This is a genomic window from Streptomyces sp. CNQ329 (genome assembly GCF_000482585.1).
In genome coordinates this window covers 118,058-138,781 of the sequence record NZ_AXVU01000012.1, presented here as the reverse complement: position 1 = coordinate 138,781, position 20,724 = coordinate 118,058, and the positions used below count along the sequence as shown (strand labels likewise).

Genomic DNA, 20,724 nt, shown 5'->3' with positions numbered 1-20,724 from the left:
CGGGCGACCCACCGGGGCCGTCACACCCGGGGGCCCGGCGACCACCGGCGCGCCACCGGCGGTCCGGATCGCGGGCGTCGTACCGGAGGCCGGCGAGCCGGACACCCCGCTGGCCGAGGAGGCGTACGCCGCGGCCCGCGTGCGGCTGCTCGGCGCCGAGGGCGGCGTGGCGCGGCGGGCCGCGCTGGCCCGGGCCACCGACCGGTGGCTCGCCGGTCTGCTCCACGGGGCTCTCGGCGGCGACGTACCCGGTGCCGGATCCGGCGGCGCCCCCGGCGCGAACGGTCCCGGCAGCGCCCCTGAACGCAACGAGCGCCACGGCACCGCTGTCACCGGCGAAGCCGGCGCCCCCCACGACGCCCGCCGCACCCGCGCTGCCCGCGGCACAGGCGGCACGCGCGGCACGCGCGGTGTGGCCCTCGTCGCCGTCGGCGGCTACGGGCGCGGGGAACTCTCCCCCCGCAGCGATCTCGACCTGCTCCTCCTCCACGACGGTTCCCTCCGCCCCGCCGCCCTCGCCGCCCTCGCCGACCGGCTCTGGTATCCCGTCTGGGACATGGGCCTGGCCCTCGACCACTCCGTGCGTACCTCCGCCGAGGCGCTCAAGACCGCCGGTGACGACCTCAAGGTCACCCTCGGGCTGCTCGACGCCCGCCACGTCGCCGGCGACTCCGCCCTCACCTCCGCGCTGCGCACCGCCGTCTTCGCCGACTGGCGCAACCGCGCCGCCCGGCGCCTGCCCGAGCTGCGCGAGCTGGGCCGGGAGCGGGCCGAGCGCCACGGGGAGCTGCAGTTCCTGCTGGAGCCGGACCTCAAGGAGGCCCGCGGCGGCCTCCGCGACGCCACCGCCCTGCGTGCCGTCGCCGCCTCCTGGCTCGCCGACGCCCCCCGCGAGGGCCTCGACCGCGCCCGCGCCCGGCTCCTCGACACCCGTGACGTGCTGCACCTGACCACCGGCCGCGCCACCGACCGCCTGGCGCTGCAGGAACAGGACCAGGTCGCCGCCGCCCTCGGCCTGCTCGACGCCGACACCCTGCTGCGCGAGGTCTACGAGGCCGCCCGGACTCTCTCGTACGCCACCGACGTCACCTGGCGCGAGGTCGACCGCGTGCTGCGCGCCCGCGGCGGCCGGCGCGGCGCCGCCCGGCTGCGGAGCCTCCTCGGCTCGGGCCAGCGCGGCCCCGTCGAGCGCACCCCCCTGGCCGACGGCGTCGTCGAGCAGGACGGCGAGGTCGTGCTCGCCCGTACGGCCCGGCCCGCCCGTGACCCCGTGCTGCCGCTGCGCGCCGCTGCCGCCGCCGCGCAGGCGGGGCTGCCGCTGTCGCTGCACGCCGTGCGGCTGCTGGCCGCGCAGGCGCCGCCGCTGCCCGTGCCGTGGCCGGACGAGGCGCGCGAGCAACTGGTGACGCTGCTCGGCGCCGGCGAGGCCACGGTTCCGGTGTGGGAGAGCCTGGAGGCCGAGGGGTTCATCACCCGGCTGCTGCCCGACTGGGAGCGGGTGCGCTGCCGGCCCCAGCGCAACGCCGTGCACCGCTGGACCGTGGACCGCCACCTGGTGGAGACCGCGGTGCGGGCCTCGGCGTTCACCCGCCGCGTGAGCCGGCCGGACCTGCTGCTGGTCGCCGCGCTGCTGCACGACATCGGCAAGGGCTGGCCGGACGGTCCCGGCGGGCACAGCGTCACCGGCGAGACCATCGCCCGCGACATGGCCCGGCGCATCGGCTTCCCACCCGGCGACGTCGACGTCGTGGCCGCCCTCGTCCGCCACCACCTGCTGCTCGTCGAAACCGCCACCCGCCGGGACCTGGACGACCCCGCGACCGTACGCCTCGTGGCCGACGCCGTCGGCGGGCGCGGCACGCTGGAGCTGCTGCACGCGCTCACCGAGGCCGACGCGCTGGCCACGGGCCCCGCGGCGTGGAGCGCCTGGCGCGCCTCGCTGGTCGCCGACCTGGCGGGGCGGGTCGACGCCGCGCTGGCCGGCGAGCCGGCCGCGGGCGGGGCGGGAGAGCGGGCCGAGCGGGCGCCCGGGGCGGCGGAGGAGCGGCTCGCGGTCGAGGCGTGGCGGACACGCGCGCCGGCGCTGACGATGCGCGCCAGAACCGAGCAGGCACCGCCGCCGGCCGGGGAGGCGGAGGGCGGGGGCGGTACGGAGCAGGAGGGCACCCCGCCGCTGGGTGTGGAGCTGCTGGTGGCCCTTCCCGACCGGCCGGACGCCCTGGCCGCGCTCGCCGGCGTACTGGCGCTGCACCGGCTGACCGTACGCACCGCCGAGCTGCGCCCCCTGCGGCTGCCCCCGGGCGTGGCCGACGGGCCGGTGCCGCCGCGGGACCCGGCGCCGGTTGCGGACCCGGCGGGACGGCCCGCCGCCGGCGACGCCGACGCACCCCACGTCCTCCTCCTCAACTGGCGCATCGCCGCCGAGTTCGGCTCCCTCCCCGCCGCCGACCGCCTCCGCGCCGACCTCCTGCGCGTCCTCGACGGCACGCTCGACGTCCCCGCCCGCCTCGCCGAACGGGAGAAGGCGTACCGCCCCCGCCGCCGCGCCACCCCGGCACCGCCGCCCCGCGTGACCGTCGCCCCCGGCAGCTCCCAGCTCGCCACCGTCATCGAGGTCCGCGCCCAGGACGCCCCCGGCCTGCTGCACCGCATCGGCCGCGCGCTGGAGGCGGCCGGCGTGCGGGTGCGCGGCGCGTACGTCAGCACCCTCGGCGCCAACGCCGTCGACGCCTTCTACGTCACCGACCCCGCCGGCCGCCCGCTCGCGGACCGCGAGGCCGGCGAACTGGCCCGGCGGCTCCAGTCCGCGCTGGTCTGATACGGGCCTCCGCGCACCGCCGGTCCGCGCGCGCCGCCGGGCGGATACCCTGGAGAGCCGACCCACCGCCTCACCACCCGAGCCAAGGAATCGCGAACGCCGTGTTCGATACGCTCTCCGACCGCCTAGCAGCGACCTTCAAGACCCTCCGCGGGAAAGGCCGGCTGTCCGAGGCCGACATCGACGCCACCGCGCGGGAGATCCGCGTCGCCCTGCTGGAGGCGGATGTCGCGCTGCCCGTCGTCCGGGCCTTCATCAAGCAGGTGAAGGAGCGCGCGCTCGGCGCGGAGGTCTCCCAGGCGCTCAACCCCGCCCAGCAGGTCATCAAGATCGTCAACGAGGAGCTCGTCGGCATCCTCGGCGGCGAGACCCGCAGGCTCCGGTTCGCCAAGAACCCGCCCACCGTGATCATGCTCGCCGGTCTGCAGGGCGCGGGCAAGACGACGCTGGCGGGCAAGCTCGGCAAGTGGCTGGCGGGCCAGGGGCACACGCCCATGCTCGTCGCCGCCGACCTCCAGCGCCCCAACGCCGTCAACCAGCTTCAGGTCGTCGGTGAGCGCGCGTCGGTCGCCGTCTTCGCCCCCGAGCCGGGCAACGGCGTCGGCGACCCGGTCCGGGTCGCGAAGGACTCGCTCGTCCACGCCCGCGACAAGCAGTACGACGTCGTGATCGTCGACACCGCCGGGCGCCTCGGCGTCGACGCCGAGATGATGCAGCAGGCCGCCGACATCCGCGACGCGGTCGGCCCCGACGAGATCCTGTTCGTCGTCGACGCGATGATCGGCCAGGACGCCGTCAGCACGGCCGAGGCGTTCCGCGACGGCGTCGGCTTCGACGGCGTCGTGCTCTCCAAGCTCGACGGCGATGCCCGCGGCGGCGCCGCGCTGTCGATCGCGCAGGTCACCGGCAAGCAGATCATGTTCGCCTCCAACGGCGAGAAGCTGGACGACTTCGACGCGTTCCACCCGGACCGCATGGCGTCCCGCATCCTCGGCATGGGCGACATGCTGTCGCTGATCGAGAAGGCGGAGCAGACCTTCAGCCAGCAAGAGGCCGAGAAGATGGCGGCCAAGCTGGCGAAGGGGCCGAAGGAGTTCACGCTCGACGACTTCCTGGCGCAGATGGAGCAGGTCCGCAAGATGGGCTCCATCTCCAAGCTGCTCGGCATGATGCCCGGCATGGGCCAGATGAAGGAGCAGATCAACAACCTCGACGAGCGGGACGTGGACCGTACCGCCGCGATCATCAAGTCGATGACGCCGGGGGAGCGCCACGATCCGCTGATCATCAACGGCTCGCGCCGGGCCCGCATCGCGCGCGGCTCGGGTGTCGAGGTCAGCGCGGTGAAGAACCTGGTGGAGCGGTTCTTCGAGGCGCGCAAGATGATGTCGCGGATGGCCCAGGGCGGTGGCATGCCGGGGATGCCCGGCATGCCCGGGATGCCGGGCCAGGCGGGCGGCAAGCGCAAGGGCAAGCAGCAGAAGAAGGCCAAGGGGCGCCAGCGCAGCGGCAATCCGATGAAGCGCAAGGCCGACGAGCAGGCCGCGGCCGACCGCCGGGCCGCCGCGGGCAGCCCGTTCGGCGGCGGCGCGGATCAGTCCCCGCAGGACTTCGAGCTGCCGGAGGAGTTCAAGAAGCTGCTCTGAGGGCACCGGCGGGCGGGCCGCGGGCGTCCTCGTAAACGAGTACTGCGGCCCGCGGCCAGCCCCTACGATCTCCGCCATGGCAAAGGCACGCGTACTCACTCCCCAGGCGGACGACTTCCCGCGCTGGTATCAGGACGTCATCGCCAAGGCCGAGCTGGCGGAGAACGGTCCGGTGCGCGGCACGATGGTCATCCGACCGTACGGGTACGGGCTGTGGGAGCGTACGCAGCGGGAGATGGACGACCGGATCAAGGCGGCGGGGGCGCAGAACGCCTACTTCCCGCTCTTCATCCCGCAGTCCTACCTGGCCAGGGAGGCCGAGCACGTCGAGGGCTTCGCGCCCGAGCTGGCCGTCGTCACCCACGGCGGCGGCAAGGAACTGGAGGAGCCGGTCGTGGTCCGGCCCACCTCCGAGACGATCGTCAACGACTCCTTCGCCAGGTGGGTGCAGAGCTACCGCGACCTGCCGCTGCTGATCAACCAGTGGGCCAACGTGGTGCGCTGGGAGCTGCGCCCGCGCATGTTCCTGCGGACGACGGAGTTCCTGTGGCAGGAGGGGCACACCGCCCATGCCACGTACGAGGAGGCCCGGGACTACGCGGCCCGTATCCACCGCGACGTGTACGCCGACTTCATGGTGAACGTGCTGGCGATCGACGTGCTCCCGGGCCGCAAGACCGCCGCCGAGCGGTTCGCCGGCGCCCTCAACACCCTCACGCTCGAAGCGATGATGCGCGATGGCAAAGCACTGCAGATGGGCACCAGCCACGAGCTGGGCCAGAACTTCGCCAAGGCGTTCGGGACGCGGTACCTGAGCGCGGACGGCACCCGGGAGCACGTGTGGCAGACCTCCTGGGGCTCCACGACCCGCATGCTCGGCGGCATGATCATGGTGCACGGCGACGACGACGGGCTGCGCGTCCCGCCGCGGCTCGCGCACGTGCAGGCCGTCGTGGTGGCCGTGAAGGGCGACGAGGCCGTGCTCGCCAAGGTGCGCGAGGCCGGCGACAGGCTCGCCGCCGCCGGGGTGCGGGTCCGGGTGGACGACCGCGTCGACGTCCCCTTCGGGCGGCGGGCCGTGGACTGGGAGCTGAAGGGCGTGCCCGTACGGGTCGAGATCGGGCCGCGCGACCTGGCCGCCGGTACGGCGACGCTCGTCCGGCGGGTGCCCGGGACCAGGGAGCCGGTGGCGCTCGACGCGCTGCTCGACGAGCGGGCCGGCATGCTTCCGGGGATTCTCGAAGACGATCAGGAACGGTTGCTGGCCGAGTCACGTCGAATGCGTGAGGAGCGGACGACGGACGTACGTACGGTCGCGGAGGCGGCCGACGCGGCGGCTTCCGGCGGCTGGGCCCGTATCCCGTGGGCGGACCTCGGCCCCGCGGGGGAGGCAGGGCTGGCGGAGCAGGCCGTGTCGGTGCGCTGCCTGACCGGGCCGGACGGGTCGGTCCCGGAGGGGGACGACGAGCCCGGTACGCTCGCCGTCGTCGCCCGGGCGTACTGACCGCCCGGGGCGGGAGCCGCCCGGCGGGGCGCCGCGGGGACGCACGGTGCGAAGGCCGCATGACGGTGCACAAGCGGTCACGTACGGCTTTGTTGTGACCTGATCATTTAAGCGGCAGATCTCCACAGATCAGCACAGGCGCCCCCTCCCAACCGCATCATCGTGAACTGACGGGTAGGAGCAAATTATTTGGGATGCCGGGAATCGGAACACCGAGGGGGGCCCGCTCGTTAGTCCCGACGTGAGCACGACACCACTTGTACTTGCCGCGGAGCTGGCAGCCGCGTGGGCCGAGATTCAGCGGCACCACCCGGAATTGCCGGACCTCGCCGCGCCGGAATCACTGATCGGGGAGTCCTCGTCCGCCTGCGGGGCGGAGCTGTCCTTCGAGCGACTCCTGCACGAAGCCGTACACGGCATTGCCGCAGCCCGCGGGGTCAGGGACACCTCCCGGGCCGGCCGTTACCACAACAGACGTTTCCTCTCCATCGCCGAGGAGCTGGGCCTCGACCACCCCGACGAGCCCCACCCCAGCAGCGGGTTCTCCCTGGTCACCCTCACCCCGGGCGCCAAGAAGCGCTATCGCGCCGCCGGTGAGCGCCTGCGCAAGGCGCTGCGGGCTCATGACGCGGCCACCGCCGCCGACAGCCCGCGCAGCTTCCGCGGTCCCGCGGCCCGGCACGGGTCGTCGGGCGGCGGCGTGCGGGTGAAGGCCGTGTGCGACTGCGGGCGGAACGTCCGCGTCGTGCCGTCGGTCCTGGCCCAGGCCCCGATCGTCTGCGGCGGCTGCGGCAAGCCGTTCCGCATCCCGGAGCCCGCCGCCGCGGCCTGACCCCCGGCCCGCCGACTCCAGACCCCGACCCCGCGATCCCGTCCGGGCGCCGGCCGACCGCCGGGCCGCCGGCCGGATCGCGTGAGGCGGCCGCCTCACGCGGCATGAGCCGCCCCCCACGGGTGACGTCACGCAGCCGCCCGACCGGCACGCCCTCGCGGGCACCGGCGGGCGGTGCGAGGCATGCGGCTGCACGGGCAGGGGCGCCGGGGCCGTGTGGCACAATGGTGAGCTGAACTCGACAGCCGCACAGGACCCCTCTCTCCTCCGGCTGGCGCGTCCATCGGGCGCCCGGGCACTGCAACCCCACGCAGCACCTCGGCCGGCCCAATCACGTCAACTCCAGGAGACACCACTCCCGTGGCAGTCAAGATCAAGCTGAAGCGCCTGGGCAAGATCCGGTCGCCGCACTACCGCATCGTCGTCGCCGACTCGCGCACCCGCCGTGACGGCCGGGCCATCGAGGAGATCGGGCTGTACCACCCGGTCCAGAACCCCTCGCGCATCGAGGTCGACTCCGAGCGTGCGCAGTACTGGCTGGGTGTCGGCGCGCAGCCGACCGAGCCCGTGCTCGCCATCCTCAAGGTCACCGGCGACTGGCAGAAGTTCAAGGGCCTTCCGGCGCCCGAGCCGATGAAGGTCCCCGAGCCGAAGGCCGACAAGCGCGCCCTCTTCGAGGCCGCCGCCAAGGACGCCGCCGACGAGCCCAAGGGTGAAGCGGTGACCCCCAAGGCGAAGAAGGCCGAGAAGGGCGGCAAGGCCGAGAAGTCGGGCAGGACTGACAAGGCCGAGAAGAAGGCCGACGCCGAGACCGCCGAGGCCCCGGCCGATGCCGCCGGGAACTGACGATGCTCGAAGAAGCCCTTGAGCACCTGGTGAAGGGCATCGTCGACAATCCCGACGAGGTCGAGGTCAGTTCGCGCAACCTGCGCCGCGGGCGGGTGCTGGAGGTCCGGGTGCACCCCGAGGACCTCGGTAAGGTCATCGGCCGCAACGGCCGCACCGCCCGCTCCCTGCGCACCGTCGTCGGCGCGCTCGGCGGCCGGGGCATCCGCGTCGACCTCGTCGACGTGGACCAGGTCCGCTGAAGCGCCGTCGCGCGGACGGACGGAACAGTCGTCACCGGCACGGGCCGGGGAGGCCGGCAGGCGCCCCGGCCCGTCGCCGTACGCGGGCGGCGGGACCTCCCGTACGCCCGCGAGGATGCGGCGCGTACCGGGTGACGGCCGAGGACGTACGAAGAGGAAGGCACCCGTGCAACTCGTAGTCGCGCGGATCGGCCGCGCCCACGGGATCAAGGGCGAGGTCACCGTCGAGGTACGCACCGACGAGCCCGAGCGGCGGCTCGCCCCCGGGGCCGTGCTGACCACGGAGCCGGCCGGCGCCGGGCCGCTGACCATCGCGTCGGGGCGGGTGCACAGCGGCCGGCTGCTGCTGCGCTTCGAGGGCGTCCGCGACCGCACCGCCGCCGAGGCCCTGCGCAACACCCTCCTCGTCGCCGACGTGGACCCCGGGGCGACCCCGGAGGACCCCGAGGAGTTCTACGACCACCAGCTCGCCGACCTCGACGTCGTCCTGCGCGACGGCACTCCCGTGGGGCGGATCGCGGAGGTGGCCCACCTGCCGTACCAGGATCTGCTGGTCGTCGCCCGCCCGGACGGCGGCGAGGCACTGATCCCGTTCGTCACCGAGATCGTGCCCGAGATCGACCTCGACGGGCAGCGCGTCGTCGTCGAGCCGCCGCCGGGACTGCTGGACGTGACCGCGGGCGGCGCCGGCGACGGCGGCCGGGACGGCGGAGCCGGGGGAGAGGTCCCCGCGTGAGGATCGACGTCGTCTCGATCTTCCCCGCGTATCTGGAGCCGCTGCGGCTCTCCCTGCTCGGCAAGGCCATCGACCGCGGCGTGCTCGACGTCCGCGTCCACGACCTGCGGCAGTGGGCGTTCGACCGGCACCACACCGTGGACGACACCCCGTACGGCGGCGGCCCCGGCATGGTCATGAAGCCCGAGCCGTGGGGCGCGGCCCTGGACGCCGTCGCCGCCTCCGGGCCCGGCGACCCCGTGCTCGTCGTCCCCACCCCCAGCGGACGGCCCTTCACCCAGGAACTGGCCGTGGAGCTGGCCGAGGAGCCCTGGCTGGTCTTCACCCCCGCCCGCTACGAGGGCATCGACCGCCGTCTGATCGAGGAGTACGCCGCCCGCTACCGCGTGCACGAGGTGTCCATCGGCGACTACGTACTCGCCGGCGGCGAGGCCCCCGTCCTCGTCATCGCCGAAGCCGTCGTCCGCCTGCTGCCGGGTGTCCTCGGCAACGCCGCCTCCCACCAGGACGACTCCTTCGCCCCCGGCGCCATGGCCGACCTCCTCGAAGGCCCCGTCTACACCAAGCCGCCGGAGTGGCGCGGCCGGTCCGTGCCCGACGTCCTGCTCAGCGGTGACCACGGCCGTATCGCCCGCTGGCGCCGTGACCAGGCCCTGCGCCGCACCGCCGAGGTCCGCCCCGACCTCATCGAACGGGCCGGCCCGGGGGCGTACGACAAGCACGACAGGGCGCTGCTCGCCGAACTCGGCTGGGTCGAGGGGCCCGACGGACGATTTTGGCGTACAGGCGGCGACGTGGAAGAATAGGCCGCTGCTGCCTGCCGTCCGACGCGGCGCCCCTGCCACAGGGGGACATGACGCCCGTACGACGCTGCAGCATCCTCTGTCCCACTTCGGACTCTTGTCGATGACCTGTGGCATCGGCGAAGAAAGCAGACGGTCATGAACCTTCTCGAAAGCGTCGACGCGGCTTCCCTGCGCGACGACATCCCGCCCTTCCGGCCCGGCGACACGGTCAACGTGCACGTGCGCGTCATCGAGGGCAACCGCTCCCGTGTTCAGCAGTTCAAGGGTGTCGTCATCCGCCGGCAGGGCTCCGGCATCCGTGAGTCCTTCACGGTCCGCAAGGTCAGCTTCGGCGTCGGCGTCGAGCGCACCTTCCCCGTGCACACCCCGGTCGTCGAGAAGATCGAGCTCGTGACCCGCGGCCAGGTCCGCCGCGCCAAGCTGTACTATCTGCGCGACCTCCGCGGCAAGGCCGCGAAGATCAAGGAGAAGCGCGAGAGCTGACGCGGCCGGTCCACGCGGGCGAACCGCCATATTAGGCTTCGCTGCGATGGACACTGAGCTGCGGCCCGAGGAGCGCGACGACTCCTCCTCCCCGGAGTCCGGGCAGGAGGAGGCATCGCGCTCCTCTTTCGTCCGTCCGCTGCGCTGGGCCCTCGTGCTTGCGGCCTCCTGCACCGTCATCGGGCTGCTCGTCAGCGCCTTCGTCGTCCAGCCGTTCCTGGTGCCGAGCAGTTCCATGGAGCCGGTTCTCCAGCCCGGCGACCGGGTATTGGTCAACAAGCTCGCTTACGCGTTCGGGGACGAACCGAGGCGCGGAGACGTTGTCGTCTTCGACGGCTCCGGAACCTTCGCCGCCGCCGGCGACGGCGGGGGACCGGTGCCGGGCCTGCTCCGCAAGGCCGGTGCGGCCACCGGACTTGCGGAGCCCGACGGCACCGACTACGTCAAGCGCGTCATCGGTGTCGGCGGCGACCGGGTGGCCTGCTGCGACGCGCGGGGGAGGGTGACGGTGAACGGAAAGCCGCTCGACGAGCGGGAGTACCTGTATCCGGGCGACGCCCCGTCGCTGGTCGAATTCGACATCATCGTGCCGCCGGGCCGGCTGTGGGTCATGGGCGACCACCGCAGTGACTCCCGCGACTCCCGCGACCACCTGGGATCGCCGGGCGGCGGCACGATCGCGGTGGACAAGGTGATCGGCAGGGCGGACTGGCGCGGATGGCCGCCGGACCGTGCCGGTTCGCTGGGGCGGCCCGGATATGGGGGGTAGCCACGGCCGTCACGCGGGTGGCGGCGGTCGGGACGACCGCCCCGGCGCGGAGGGCGGGCGGGGGCGCCGGGAGCCGTACGGGAGCGGCGGCGCGCAGGGCGGCGGTGGCGGATACGGGTATGCGGGCGGGTACGGGGGCGAGGACGCCTACGGGGGCAGAGGCGGCGGTCTCCCGTACGGGCCGGGCGGCGGGGGCGTAGACCCGTACGGGCCGGGCGGCGGGCACGCCGGTGGCCCCTACGATCCGGCCGGCGGGGGCGAGGAGGACCCGTACGGACCCGGCGCCGGGCAGGACGGCCCGTACGAGCCCGGGGGCGGGCGGGGACCGGGAGGCGCCCACGGGCAGGACGGTGAAACGCCGCGCACCGGCGGACGCGCGGAGCGCCGCAAGGCCGCCAAGCGGGCGCGGCGGCGCAGGACCCGTTCGCGGATCAAGGAGATCCCGCTCATCATCGGCGCGGCCATGCTCATAGCGCTGGGCGTCAAGACCTTCCTGCTGCAGGCGTTCGTCATCCCCTCCGGATCCATGGAGCAGACGATCCAGATCGGCGACCGGGTCGTCGTGGACAAGCTCACGCCCTGGTTCGGCGCGAAGCCGGAGCGCGGCGACATCGTCGTCTTCAAGGACCCCGGCGGCTGGCTGAGCAACCGCGAGGAGGACCGGCTCGACGACCCGGTGGGCGTCGCGCAGGCCAAGGACGTGCTGACGTTCATCGGGCTGCTGCCCTCGGAGCACGAGCAGGACCTGATCAAACGGGTCGTCGCGACCGGAGGCGACCGGGTGGCCTGCTGCGACGACTCGGGGCGGGTCACGGTCAACGGCAGGGCGCTGGTGGAGCCCTACCTGCACCCCGGCGACAAGCCGTCGCAGCGCACCTTCGACATCACCGTGCCGGACGGCCGGATCTTCGTCATGGGCGACCACCGCTCCAACTCCGCCGACTCGCGCTACCACCTGGACGGCCCGTACCACGGCACGATCTCGGAGGACGACGTGGTCGGCAGGGCGATGGCCATCGCCTGGCCGCTCGACCACTGGAACAAATTCGACTCACCGGACACCTATGCCTCGGTTCCGGACCCGGACGAGCAGGCGAATAAGGTGTCCTCGAAAGAAGTGGGCCGAATGGAGCCCCTCCCGACTCCTGCGGAACTCTCGCTCGTTATGGGAGTGGTGGGCCTGCACCTGACCAGGGGCAGGCGGCGGCAAGGTGAGGAGTGGATGTGGGGGACGTGGCAGTCAGCGCCCGGTCCGGTCACGAGGATCCCGAAGACCGGCCCGGTCAGGGGCGTGCGCAGCAGCCGGCTGCCGGCCCCCCTGGCAGTCCTCCGGAGCAGGCGGCGGAAGTCCCCGCGGACACCCCCCGGGACGACGCCCACCGACCCTCGTTCGCCAAGGGCGACGTCCGGCAGGACGCGACGCCCGACGCTCCCGGCGGCCCTGCGGCGACGGAAGCGGGAGCGATGAGCGACGGCGGCGGGGACGGTACGGACGGCGGCGGGAGCAACGGGGACGCGGACGACGCCGGAACGGCCGGCACGGAGGGGAAGAACGGGAAGAAGCAGCGCTCCTTCTGGAAGGAGCTGCCGATCCTCATCCTGGTCGCGCTGGTGCTGGCGCTGATCATCAAGACCTTCCTGGTCCAGGCGTTCTCCATTCCCTCCAACTCCATGCAGGACACCCTGCAGGTCGGCGATCGCGTGCTGGTGGACAAGCTCACGCCGTGGTTCGGCGCCGAGCCGGAGCGCGGCGAGGTCGTCGTCTTCCACGACCCGGGCGGCTGGCTGAACGAGGCGCCGCCCTCGGACTCCGGGCCTGTACTCGAAGGCATCCAGAAGGGCCTGAGCTTTATCGGCCTCATGCCCTCGGCGGAGGAGCAGGACCTCATCAAGCGCGTCATCGCCGTCGGCGGGGACACCGTGGAGTGCAAGGGCGTCGGCCCGGTGAAGGTCAACGGCAAGGCACTGGACGAGACTTCGTACATCTTCCCCGGTGACACCCCCTGCGAGGACAACGACTTCGGGCCGGTGAAGGTGCCGGAGGGCAAGCTGTGGGTGATGGGCGACCACCGGCAGGACTCGCTCGACTCCCGCTACCACGAGAAGTCGCCGGACAAGGGCTTCGTCGACGAGGACCTGGTCGTCGGGCGGGCCATCGCGCGGGCCTGGCCGATCGACCGCTGGGGCACGCTGCCCGTCCCGGGCACCTTCGGCCAGCCCGGGCTGAACGCCGCCGCGGGGGCGGCGCCGGCCGCGCTGGGGCTGGCGGGGGCGGTGCCCCTGGTGCTGTGGCGGCGGCGCCGGCTGATCCGCAGGGCGGACCTGAACGACTGAGGCGGACCGGGCCGGGACAGGCCGGTGCGGCCGGCCCGGCCGGTGCCCGGCGGGCGGGGCACCGGGTGCGCGGGCCGCGGGGCGCGGGGGCCGTACGGGTGACGTGATCGCCGGGGCCGTGTGGCTCCCGCGGCAGACGCGACCTTCCCGGCCTGCGGCTTTACGGGCCCGGGCCGGGTGTGCGGTGGGAGCGGGCGTCGCTGATCACGGTGGTTCACCGGGCGGGCTGACTGCCTGCCGGACCGCTGGGTAGTGTGCGGCCATGAGCAGCGGAGCCGGTCGCAAGGGGAACGTCCTGTCGGGCCTGGCCGTCGCGGTCGGGTGCGTGCTGTTCCTCGGCGGCTTCGTCTGGGGCGCCGTGGCGTACGTGCCGTACACCGTGCCGACGTCCTCCATGGCGCCCACCGTCGCCTCCGGCGACCGGGTGCTGGCCGAGCGGATCGAAGGCGACGAGGTGCGCCGCGGGGACGTCGTGGTCTTCGAGGACGCGGCGTGGGGCGACGTACCGATGGTCAAGCGGGTGGTCGCGGTCGGCGGGGACACGGTCGGCTGCTGCGACGGGCGGGGGCGGCTGACCATCGACGGTACGCCGGTGGCGGAGCCGTACGTCACGGAGGGTGAGCGGGCGGCCCAGGAGGGCTTTCCGTCGACCACCGTGCCGGACGGGATGATCTTCCTGCTCGGTGACCACCGCGGCGACTCCGTCGACTCCCGCAGCCACCTGGCCGAATCGGGCGGCGGCGCCATACCCCGCGACGCCGTCGAAGGCCGGGTCGACGCGACGGCGTGGCCGCTCGGCAGCGTGGGCATGCTGGAGCGCCCGGACGGCTTCGCGGACCTTCCCGGCGGGATCTCCGGGCCCGGGCCGCTGCCGATGCTGGTGGCCGCGGTCGTCGCCGGCACGGTGCTGATCCTGGGCGGCGCCGCCTACGGGCCGGTTTCCGGCTATGCCCGGGCCCGTCGTGCCCGGGGGACGCACAATGGGGTCACGCACAGGCGGAAGGGGAACGTGCCATGAGCGCCGAGGACCTCGAGAAGTACGAGACCGAGATGGAGCTGAAGCTCTACCGGGAGTACCGCGACGTCGTCGGCTTGTTCAAATACGTGATCGAGACCGAGCGGCGCTTCTACCTCACCAACGACTACGAGATGCAGGTCCACTCGGTCCAGGGCGAGGTGTTCTTCGAGGTGACCATGGCGGATGCCTGGGTCTGGGACATGTACCGGCCGGCCCGCTTCGTCAAGCAGGTGCGGGTGCTCACGTTCAAGGATGTGAACGTCGAGGAGCTGAGCAAGTCCGATCTGGAGCTGCCCTCCGACGACCTCGGCTGATCTCCCTCCGGCCTTCACCCTCCCGGGTGAGGGAGTTGTCCACAACTCGCCGGTTATCCACCAAGATCAACAATTTGTCCCGCGGCACGCCACAGTCGGACGCGGGAGGTGGTGCCGGATGCCGAAGCAACGGCAGGCGCTCGGACAGTACGGGGAGCGGATCGCGGAGCGGCGGCTCGCCGAGGCCGGAATGACCGTCCTGGCGCGGAACTGGAGATGCCGCGACGGCGAGATCGACATCGTCGCGCTCGACGGCGAGGCCCTCGTCGTCTGTGAGGTCAAGACCCGACGGGAAGGCGGCTGGGAGCACCCGATGGCCGGTGTCCCGCCGGCCAAGGCCGACCGGCTGCGGCGGCTCGCCGAAGCCTGGGTCCTGCGGCACGGCGGCGCGCCGCCGGGCGGCGTGCGGATCGACGTGGTGGGCGTGGTGCTCCCCGAGCGCGGCGCCCCCGTCGTCGAGCACGTACGGGGGGCCGCCTGATGTCCTTCGCGCGTACGTGCTCGGTCGCCCTCGCCGGGGTGGAAGGCGTCGTCGTCGAGATCCAGGCCGACCTGGAGCCCGGCGTCGCCACGTTCACCCTGGTCGGGCTCCCCGACAAGAGTCTGACGGAAAGCCGCGACCGTGTGCGCGCCGCCGTCGTCAACTCCGGCGTCGACTGGCCGCAGAAGAAGCTCACCGTCGGCCTCAGCCCCGCCGCCGTCCCCAAGTCCGGCAGCGGATTCGACCTCGGCATCGCCTGCGCCACCCTCGGCGCCGCCGGCCGCATCGCGCCGGACGCCCTCGCCGGGCTCGTCATGGTCGGCGAGCTGAGCCTCGACGGCCGCGTCCGGCCCGTGCCCGGCGTGCTGCCCGCCGTGCTCGCCGCGGCGGACGCCGGCTGCCGCCAGGTCGTCGTGCCCGAGGCCGCCGCGGGGGAGGCCGCCCTCGTCCCCGACGTCTCCGTCCTCGGCGTCCGCAGCCTGCGTCAGCTCATCGCCGTCCTCAACGACGAGCCGCCCCCCGACGAACCCGCCGGCCCCGGCACCGCACCGGCGATCCCGTCGGCCCGCCGTGCCGTCCCCGGATCCGGCTGGTGCACCCCGGCGGCCGCCGGCCCCGGAGCCTACCGGCCCGACCTCGCCGACGTCGCCGGGCAGCACCGGGCCCGCTTCGCCCTCGAAGTCGCCGCCGCCGGCGGCCACCACCTGTACTTCAGGGGACCGCCGGGCGCCGGCAAGACGATGCTCGCCGAACGGCTGCCCGGGCTGCTGCCGCCCCTGACCGAGACCGAAGCCCTCGAAGTGACCGCCATCCACTCGGTGGCCGGCACCCTGTCCGCGGGCCAGCCCCTCGTCGGCGAAGCCCCCTATGCCGCCCCGCACCACTCCGCGACCCTGCCCGCCCTCATCGGCGGCGGCAACGCCCTGCCCCGACCGGGAGCGGTCTCCCTGGCTCACAGGGGGGTGCTCTTTCTGGACGAAGCCCCGGAATTCAGCGGCCGGATCCTCGACGCCCTCAGACAGCCGCTGGAATCCGGGCACGTCGTGGTGGCCAGATCAGCCGGCGTCGTGCAGTTCCCCGCCCGCTTCCTCATGGTCCTCGCCGCCAACCCCTGCCCCTGCGGCCGCTTCGCCCGGCAGGAAGGCGGCTGTGAATGTCCCCCCATGGCCGTCCGGCGCTACCAGGGCAGGCTCACCGGCCCGCTCCTCGACCGCGTGGACCTCCGCGTCGCCGTGGACGCCGTCAGCCGCGCCGAGCTGACGGCCGCCGGTGCATACGCCGAGCCCACCGCCGACGCCGCCGCCCGGGTCCGGGCCGCCCGCGACCGCGCCGCCGCCCGCTACGCGGGCACGGCCTGGCGCACCAACGGCGAGGTCCCCGGTCACGAGCTGCGCCGCCGCTGGCACCCCGCGCCCGGGGTCCTCGCCCCGGCCGAACGCGATCTGGAGCGCGGCCTGCTCACGGCCCGCGGCCTCGACCGCGTCCTCCGCGTCGCCTGGACCGTCGCCGACCTCGCCGGGCACGAGCGCCCGGGTCCCGAGGACGTGGCGGCCGCCCTGGAACTCCGCACGGGGGTGCCCCGAGGCGCCCGTACCCCGGCGACGATGGAGCCCGCGGGATGAACACGACCCGAAAGCCCGCGTGGAAGCCGCGGAGCGGACTGCCGAGCCCTCCACTGTCCGTCGCATCCTCCGGCCCGGCAGCGGGCCCGGCGCCGGGCGTCATGCAGGCGCCGTCGGCGCGGCCGGGACACGGTGGCGCCTCCGGCGCCCCGCCGGAGGACCGGACCTGCCGGAGGAGCGAGCCCGGATGCACGCCGCCCGGTCCCCCGTCCGAGGGGCCCGTCCCCGGGACGCCTGACGCCCCCGCGCCGCCTCCTCCCCTACCCGGAGCGCCTCCCGTTCCCGCGGCGCCTCCCGTCTCCGGGGCGGTTCCCCCCGCTCCCGGCGGGGACCGCGACGCGGAGCGGCTGGCACGGGTCGCGCTGACACGGCTGGTCGAGCCCGGGGACGAGGTGGCCGGGCGGTGGCTGCGTGCGCACGGGGCCGTGACGCTCCTGCGCTGGGTGACCGGCGACGCCCGGCCGCCCTCCCCGGAGGCCGAGCCCCGGCTGGCCCGGTACCGGCGCCGCCTCGGCGGCCCCGACCCCCGGCAGGATCTCGCCGCCGCCGAGGCCGTCGGGGCGCGGTTCGTCTGCCCCGGTGACGCCGAGTGGCCCCGGCAGCTCGACGACCTCGCCGCCGCCCGCCCCCTCGGCCTCTGGGTCAGGGGCCGCGCCGACCTGCGGCTGTGGGCACTGAAGTCCGTCGCCGTCGTCGGCGCCCGCGCCTGCACCGAGTACGGCGCGCATGTTGCGGGGATCCTCGCCGACGGGCTCGCCCACGCCGGGTGGGTCGTCGTCTCCGGCGCCGCCTACGGCATCGACGCCGCCGCGCACCGCGGCGCGCTCGCCGCCACCGGAGCCACCGTCTCCGTGCTGGCCTGCGGCGTCGACCGGGTCTACCCTCCCGGTCACGCCGAACTTCTCGGCCGCATCGCCGATCAGGGCCTGATCGTCGCCGAACTCGCCCCCGGCGACCACCCCACCCGGTCGCGGTTCCTGCTGCGCAACCGCGTCATGGCCGCGCTCACCCGCGGCACCGTCGTCGTGGAAGCCGAGCGCCGCAGCGGCTCCCTCGTCACCGCCCGCTGGGCGCAGCGCCTGGGCCGCCCGTCGATGGCCGTACCCGGCCCGGTGACGTCCGGGCTCTCCTCGGGAGTGCATGAGCTGCTGCGCGGCGAAGCGGAGCTGGTCACCGGGGCCGACGAAGTCGTCGAGCTGGTCGGCCGCATCGGCGCCGACCTCGCCCCGGTCCGCCGCGGCCCCGTCGTACCACGCGATCTTCTCCCGCCCGCCACCGCACGCGTGCTCGAAGCCGTCCCCGGACGGGGGACCGCCCGGCCGGAAGAGATCGCGCGGGAGGCGGGCACGGAGCGCGACGAAGCCTTGGGCAGGCTTCATGAGCTGCAGTCCCTCGGATTCGTCGCCCGCGACGGCGCCGGCTGGCGTCTCGCCCCGCGCCCCAGCGAGCACCCCAAAAGGTGACGAGCCGTTCCTTGACCTGGGACGTTCGGGTGAAAGGGTGGGGGAGATGCAAACCGACCCCCACCAGGTGCCGCGGTGGCCGACCCCCCGCTGTGACCTCCCGATAACCCGCGGGAGCACTGCGCGGAACGCATCCGCGTCGTCATGAAGAGCCGCCAGTCGCAGAATGCGACCGTACGGTCACGCTACGCTCGCGGAACGTTCCCTCACTTCCCGCCGACTCACCCCCGCCCTTCCCCGTCCCCCCGAGCTCCCCCTCAGCCCCGACCGAACCCAAGTCCCCCACCAGAACGGTTCAAGGCGACGACGCATGCCCCAGCACATCTCCGGGTCCGACCGTGCCGCTTCACGCACAGCACCTTCCTCGGTGGACGAGCTGTGGCGGTCGTACAAGGAGACGCGTGACGGCAGGCTGCGCGAGCAGCTCATCCTGCACTACTCACCCCTGGTGAAGTACGTCGCCGGGCGCGTCAGCGTCGGCCTGCCCGCCAACGTGGAACAGGCCGACTTCGTCTCCTCCGGAGTCTTCGGGCTCATCGACGCCATCGAGAAGTTCGACCCCGAGCGGGCCATCAAGTTCGAGACGTACGCCATCACCCGCATCCGCGGCGCGATGATCGACGAACTCCGCGCGCTGGACTGGATCCCCCGCTCCGTACGGCAGAAGGCCCGGGCCGTCGAACGCGCCTACGCCACCCTGGAAGCCGCCCTGCGCCGTACCCCCTCGGAAGCCGAGGTGGCCGCCGAGATGGGCATCCAGCTCGAAGAGCTGCACGGGGTTTTCAGCCAGCTTTCCCTGGCCAACGTCGTCGCCCTGGAAGAACTGCTGCACGTCAGCTCCGACAACGGCGACCGCCTCAGCCTCATGGACACCCTTGAGGACACCGCCGCCGACAACCCCGTCGAGGTGGCCGAGGACCGCGAGCTGCGCCGGCTGCTCGCCCGCGCCGTGAACACCCTGCCCGACCGGGAGAAGACCGTCGTCACCCTCTACTACTACGAAGGGCTCACCCTCGCCGAGATCGGCCAGGTCCTCGGCGTCACCGAGAGCAGGGTCAGCCAGATCCACACCAAGTCCGTTCTGCAGTTGCGGGCGAAACTGGCCGACTCCAGCGGCTGAACGACATCCGCGGTCTAAAGTTGGACCGTGCCGAAGATTCGAGCGGCCTCCGTGGCCGAGCACCGGACCATGCAGCACGCCGCGCTGCTCGACGCCGCGCGTGAACTCCTCGGCGAAGGCGGCACCGAAGCGCTGAACTTCTCCGCGCTCGCCGAGCGCACCGGCCTCGCGCGCTCGTCGGTGTACGAGTACTTCCGCAGCCGGGCCGCCGTGGTCGAGGAGCTGTGCGCCGTCGACTTCCCGCGCTGGGCCGCCGAGGTGGAGGCGGCCATGGAACGCGCCGCCACCCCCGAGGCGAAGGTCGAGGCGTACGTAAGCACGCAGCTCGCGCTGGTCGGCGACCGCCGCCACCGTGCCGTCGTCGCCATCTCCGCCGGTGAACTCGACGCCGGCGCCCGGGAGAAGATCCGCGCCGCACACGGCGGGCTCGTCACGATGGTCGTCGAGGCCCTCGCGGACCTCGGCCACGACGAACCCCGTCTCGCCGCCGCCCTGCTCCAGGGTGTCGTCGACGCGGCCGTCCGGCGCACCGAACTCGGCACCGACGCCCCGGAGACCGTCGCAGGCACGGCCGTCGCCGTAGCCCTCCGCGGCGCCGTACGCTGACGGCGCCGCCCGGGGCGCCGCGCGCCGTCAGGCGCCATCGGCCGGCGGCGGAACGCCGAACACCGGCAGCAGGCGCGCACGGCCCGCCGTGAGCAGCCTGGGCGGCAGCAAGGACAGCGGGTCGAGATAGGAACGGCCGCGGCGCAGCCCCCAGTGCAGGCATGCCGTCGCGCAGTGGTACCCGCCGCCCTGCAGGTGCCCCACCACCTGGCCGGCGCCGACCCGCTCTCCCCTGCGCACCGCCGGCACCACCGGCTCGTACGTCGTGCGCAGGGGCGGGCTGCCCGTGCCCCGATGCTCGACGGCCAGCACCCCGCGCCCCGCCACCCGGCCCGCGAACGCCACCCGCCCCGCCGCCGCGGCCCGCACCGGCTGTCCCGGCCCGGCCCGCAGATCGACCCCGCGGTGCCCGGGCCCGTACGGCGTGCTCGGCGGCTCGAACCCCCGCTCCACCACCGGCCGCCCCCGCGGCCCCCCGTCAACGGGCCACACCGCGTCTGCCACCCCGCCGGCCGGGATCTCCGCCGCCGTCCGCCTCTCCCGTTCCCCCCGCCCCGCCCCCTCCCCATCCGCCTCCTCCACCGTGCCGGTCGCCGTGAACGGGGGCGTCGGCCAGGCGCCCGCCGTCAGGGCCGCGGCCAGCCCGACGGCGCACAGCCACCGCGGCACCCGCCCCGCGGCGCCGCCCGGGCGGCCCGGGCCCGGCCGGAGCCGCGCCGCCCGCCGCGCCGCCCCCTGCGGCGGTCCCGTTCGCGCCGGCCGCACCGCACCAGCCGTGTCTGCCGGCGCTCCCGCCGCGCCCGCCGCCCGCTCCGCGGCGGCGGCCGCCCTGTCCCGTGCGCCGGCCCGGCGGCGGTCGCGTCGTCCGTTCATGGGGGTAGCTTGGCCGGAGGCGGGGGCGTCCGGGGATCATGGACGGATTCTGTGGATAACCGGCCGGTTGTGGACAACCCGGTGCCGCCGGCCCACGGACACCCCGTGCGCGGACCGGGCTTCGTGGCGCAGGCGGGTGACGCCGTCCCGTACACTTCTAGGTGGCGACCCGGCTCTCCGGGTCGACTTCGCACGCCCCGCCACCTGCCTG

19 protein-coding genes and 1 pseudogene are annotated in these 20,724 nt (G+C 74.2%); 19 read left to right on the top strand and 1 reads right to left on the bottom strand.

Annotated elements, in window-relative coordinates:
- Positions 1 to 67 precede the first annotated feature (67 nt).
- The 19 genes and pseudogenes from I003_RS0110830 (at position 68) to I003_RS0110740 (ending at position 19,640) form a co-directional block, all read left to right on the top strand.
- Positions 68 to 2,818, top strand: coding sequence for a [protein-PII] uridylyltransferase (locus I003_RS0110830; RefSeq protein WP_486584177.1), 2,751 nt, complete (start codon positions 68 to 70; stop codon positions 2,816 to 2,818).
- A 101-nt stretch (positions 2,819 to 2,919) separates the two neighbouring features.
- Positions 2,920 to 4,464, top strand: a complete 1,545-nt coding sequence (ffh, locus tag I003_RS0110825; protein WP_027771542.1) for a signal recognition particle protein — start codon at positions 2,920 to 2,922, stop codon at positions 4,462 to 4,464.
- A 76-nt stretch (positions 4,465 to 4,540) separates the two neighbouring features.
- Positions 4,541 to 5,968 (top strand): proline--tRNA ligase, encoded by a 1,428-nt coding sequence (gene proS / locus I003_RS0110820; protein WP_027771541.1) that lies wholly within the window; start codon positions 4,541 to 4,543, stop codon positions 5,966 to 5,968.
- A 241-nt stretch (positions 5,969 to 6,209) separates the two neighbouring features.
- Entirely contained in the window at positions 6,210 to 6,800 is a 591-nt protein-coding gene (locus I003_RS0110815) for a hypothetical protein (protein ID WP_027771540.1), read from the top strand.
- A 360-nt stretch (positions 6,801 to 7,160) separates the two neighbouring features.
- Positions 7,161 to 7,646 carry a 30S ribosomal protein S16 gene (gene rpsP, locus I003_RS0110810; RefSeq protein ID WP_027771539.1) on the top strand — a complete coding sequence of 162 codons (486 nt, stop codon included), beginning with the start codon at positions 7,161 to 7,163 and terminating at the stop codon, positions 7,644 to 7,646.
- Positions 7,647 to 7,648: 2 nt separating this feature from the next.
- A complete protein-coding gene (locus I003_RS0110805; RefSeq protein WP_027771538.1) occupies positions 7,649 to 7,888 on the top strand; it encodes an RNA-binding protein in 240 nt (79 codons plus the stop codon).
- A 166-nt stretch (positions 7,889 to 8,054) separates the two neighbouring features.
- On the top strand, positions 8,055 to 8,624 hold the full coding sequence (rimM, locus tag I003_RS0110800) for a ribosome maturation factor RimM (RefSeq protein WP_027771537.1): 570 nt from the start codon (positions 8,055 to 8,057) through the stop codon (positions 8,622 to 8,624).
- On the top strand, positions 8,621 to 9,430 hold the full coding sequence (gene trmD, locus I003_RS0110795) for a tRNA (guanosine(37)-N1)-methyltransferase TrmD (RefSeq protein ID WP_027771536.1): 810 nt from the start codon (positions 8,621 to 8,623) through the stop codon (positions 9,428 to 9,430). Before rimM ends, trmD begins: the two co-directional genes overlap by 4 nt.
- A gap of 135 nt (positions 9,431 to 9,565) precedes the next feature.
- Positions 9,566 to 9,913, top strand: coding sequence for a 50S ribosomal protein L19 (gene rplS, locus I003_RS0110790; RefSeq protein WP_027771535.1), 348 nt, complete (start codon positions 9,566 to 9,568; stop codon positions 9,911 to 9,913).
- A 46-nt stretch (positions 9,914 to 9,959) separates the two neighbouring features.
- Positions 9,960 to 10,682 (top strand): signal peptidase I, encoded by a 723-nt coding sequence (lepB, locus tag I003_RS0110785; protein ID WP_027771534.1) that lies wholly within the window; start codon positions 9,960 to 9,962, stop codon positions 10,680 to 10,682.
- 289 nt (positions 10,683 to 10,971) lie between these two features.
- A pseudogene (gene lepB / locus I003_RS36850) lies at positions 10,972 to 11,968 on the top strand (signal peptidase I); the annotation flags it as partial.
- A complete protein-coding gene (gene lepB, locus I003_RS36845) occupies positions 11,907 to 13,016 on the top strand; it encodes a signal peptidase I (protein ID WP_486584176.1) in 1,110 nt (369 codons plus the stop codon). The pseudogene lepB (I003_RS36850) and the gene lepB (I003_RS36845), both read left to right, overlap by 62 nt.
- A 262-nt stretch (positions 13,017 to 13,278) precedes the next feature.
- Positions 13,279 to 14,034, top strand: coding sequence for a signal peptidase I (gene lepB / locus I003_RS0110770; RefSeq protein WP_027771532.1), 756 nt, complete (start codon positions 13,279 to 13,281; stop codon positions 14,032 to 14,034).
- On the top strand, positions 14,031 to 14,348 hold the full coding sequence (locus I003_RS0110765; RefSeq protein WP_027771531.1) for a DUF2469 domain-containing protein: 318 nt from the start codon (positions 14,031 to 14,033) through the stop codon (positions 14,346 to 14,348). Before lepB (I003_RS0110770) ends, I003_RS0110765 begins: the two co-directional genes overlap by 4 nt.
- Positions 14,349 to 14,466: 118 nt before the next feature.
- Positions 14,467 to 14,829 (top strand): YraN family protein, encoded by a 363-nt coding sequence (locus tag I003_RS0110760; RefSeq protein ID WP_027771530.1) that lies wholly within the window; start codon positions 14,467 to 14,469, stop codon positions 14,827 to 14,829.
- Positions 14,829 to 16,451, top strand: a complete 1,623-nt coding sequence (locus tag I003_RS0110755; RefSeq protein ID WP_027771529.1) for a YifB family Mg chelatase-like AAA ATPase — start codon at positions 14,829 to 14,831, stop codon at positions 16,449 to 16,451. The genes I003_RS0110760 and I003_RS0110755 overlap by 1 nt, the downstream gene beginning before the upstream one ends.
- 101 nt (positions 16,452 to 16,552) lie before the next feature.
- A complete protein-coding gene (gene dprA, locus I003_RS0110750; RefSeq protein ID WP_078563908.1) occupies positions 16,553 to 17,914 on the top strand; it encodes a DNA-processing protein DprA in 1,362 nt (453 codons plus the stop codon).
- Positions 17,915 to 18,224: 310 nt separating this feature from the next.
- Positions 18,225 to 19,034 (top strand): RNA polymerase sigma factor WhiG, encoded by an 810-nt coding sequence (gene whiG / locus I003_RS0110745; protein WP_027771527.1) that lies wholly within the window; start codon positions 18,225 to 18,227, stop codon positions 19,032 to 19,034.
- 51 nt (positions 19,035 to 19,085) lie between these two features.
- On the top strand, positions 19,086 to 19,640 hold the full coding sequence (locus I003_RS0110740) for a TetR/AcrR family transcriptional regulator (RefSeq protein ID WP_027771526.1): 555 nt from the start codon (positions 19,086 to 19,088) through the stop codon (positions 19,638 to 19,640).
- Positions 19,641 to 19,667: 27 nt separating this feature from the next.
- Here the strand turns inward: I003_RS0110740 and I003_RS31925 are convergent, their stop codons facing one another.
- Positions 19,668 to 20,513 (bottom strand): peptidoglycan DD-metalloendopeptidase family protein, encoded by an 846-nt coding sequence (locus I003_RS31925; RefSeq protein WP_078563906.1) that lies wholly within the window; start codon positions 20,511 to 20,513, stop codon positions 19,668 to 19,670.
- Positions 20,514 to 20,724 lie beyond the last annotated feature (211 nt).

Excerpts from the sequence above, each read along its gene's own strand:
- proS (WP_027771541.1), top strand. The coding sequence starts at position 4,541 with ATGGCAAAGGCACGCGTACTCACTCCCCAGGCGGACGACTTCCCGCGC.
- I003_RS0110805 (WP_027771538.1), top strand. The coding sequence starts at position 7,649 with ATGCTCGAAGAAGCCCTTGAGCACCTGGTGAAGGGCATCGTCGACAAT.
- rplS (WP_027771535.1), top strand. The coding sequence starts at position 9,566 with ATGAACCTTCTCGAAAGCGTCGACGCGGCTTCCCTGCGCGACGACATC.
- lepB (WP_027771534.1), top strand. The coding sequence starts at position 9,960 with ATGGACACTGAGCTGCGGCCCGAGGAGCGCGACGACTCCTCCTCCCCG.
- lepB (WP_027771532.1), top strand. The coding sequence starts at position 13,279 with ATGAGCAGCGGAGCCGGTCGCAAGGGGAACGTCCTGTCGGGCCTGGCC.
- I003_RS0110765 (WP_027771531.1), top strand. The coding sequence starts at position 14,031 with ATGAGCGCCGAGGACCTCGAGAAGTACGAGACCGAGATGGAGCTGAAG.
- I003_RS0110760 (WP_027771530.1), top strand. The coding sequence starts at position 14,467 with ATGCCGAAGCAACGGCAGGCGCTCGGACAGTACGGGGAGCGGATCGCG.
- I003_RS0110755 (WP_027771529.1), top strand. The coding sequence starts at position 14,829 with ATGTCCTTCGCGCGTACGTGCTCGGTCGCCCTCGCCGGGGTGGAAGGC.
- dprA (WP_078563908.1), top strand. The coding sequence starts at position 16,553 with ATGCAGGCGCCGTCGGCGCGGCCGGGACACGGTGGCGCCTCCGGCGCC.
- whiG (WP_027771527.1), top strand. The coding sequence starts at position 18,225 with ATGCCCCAGCACATCTCCGGGTCCGACCGTGCCGCTTCACGCACAGCA.
- I003_RS31925 (WP_078563906.1), bottom strand. The coding sequence starts at position 20,513 with ATGAACGGACGACGCGACCGCCGCCGGGCCGGCGCACGGGACAGGGCG.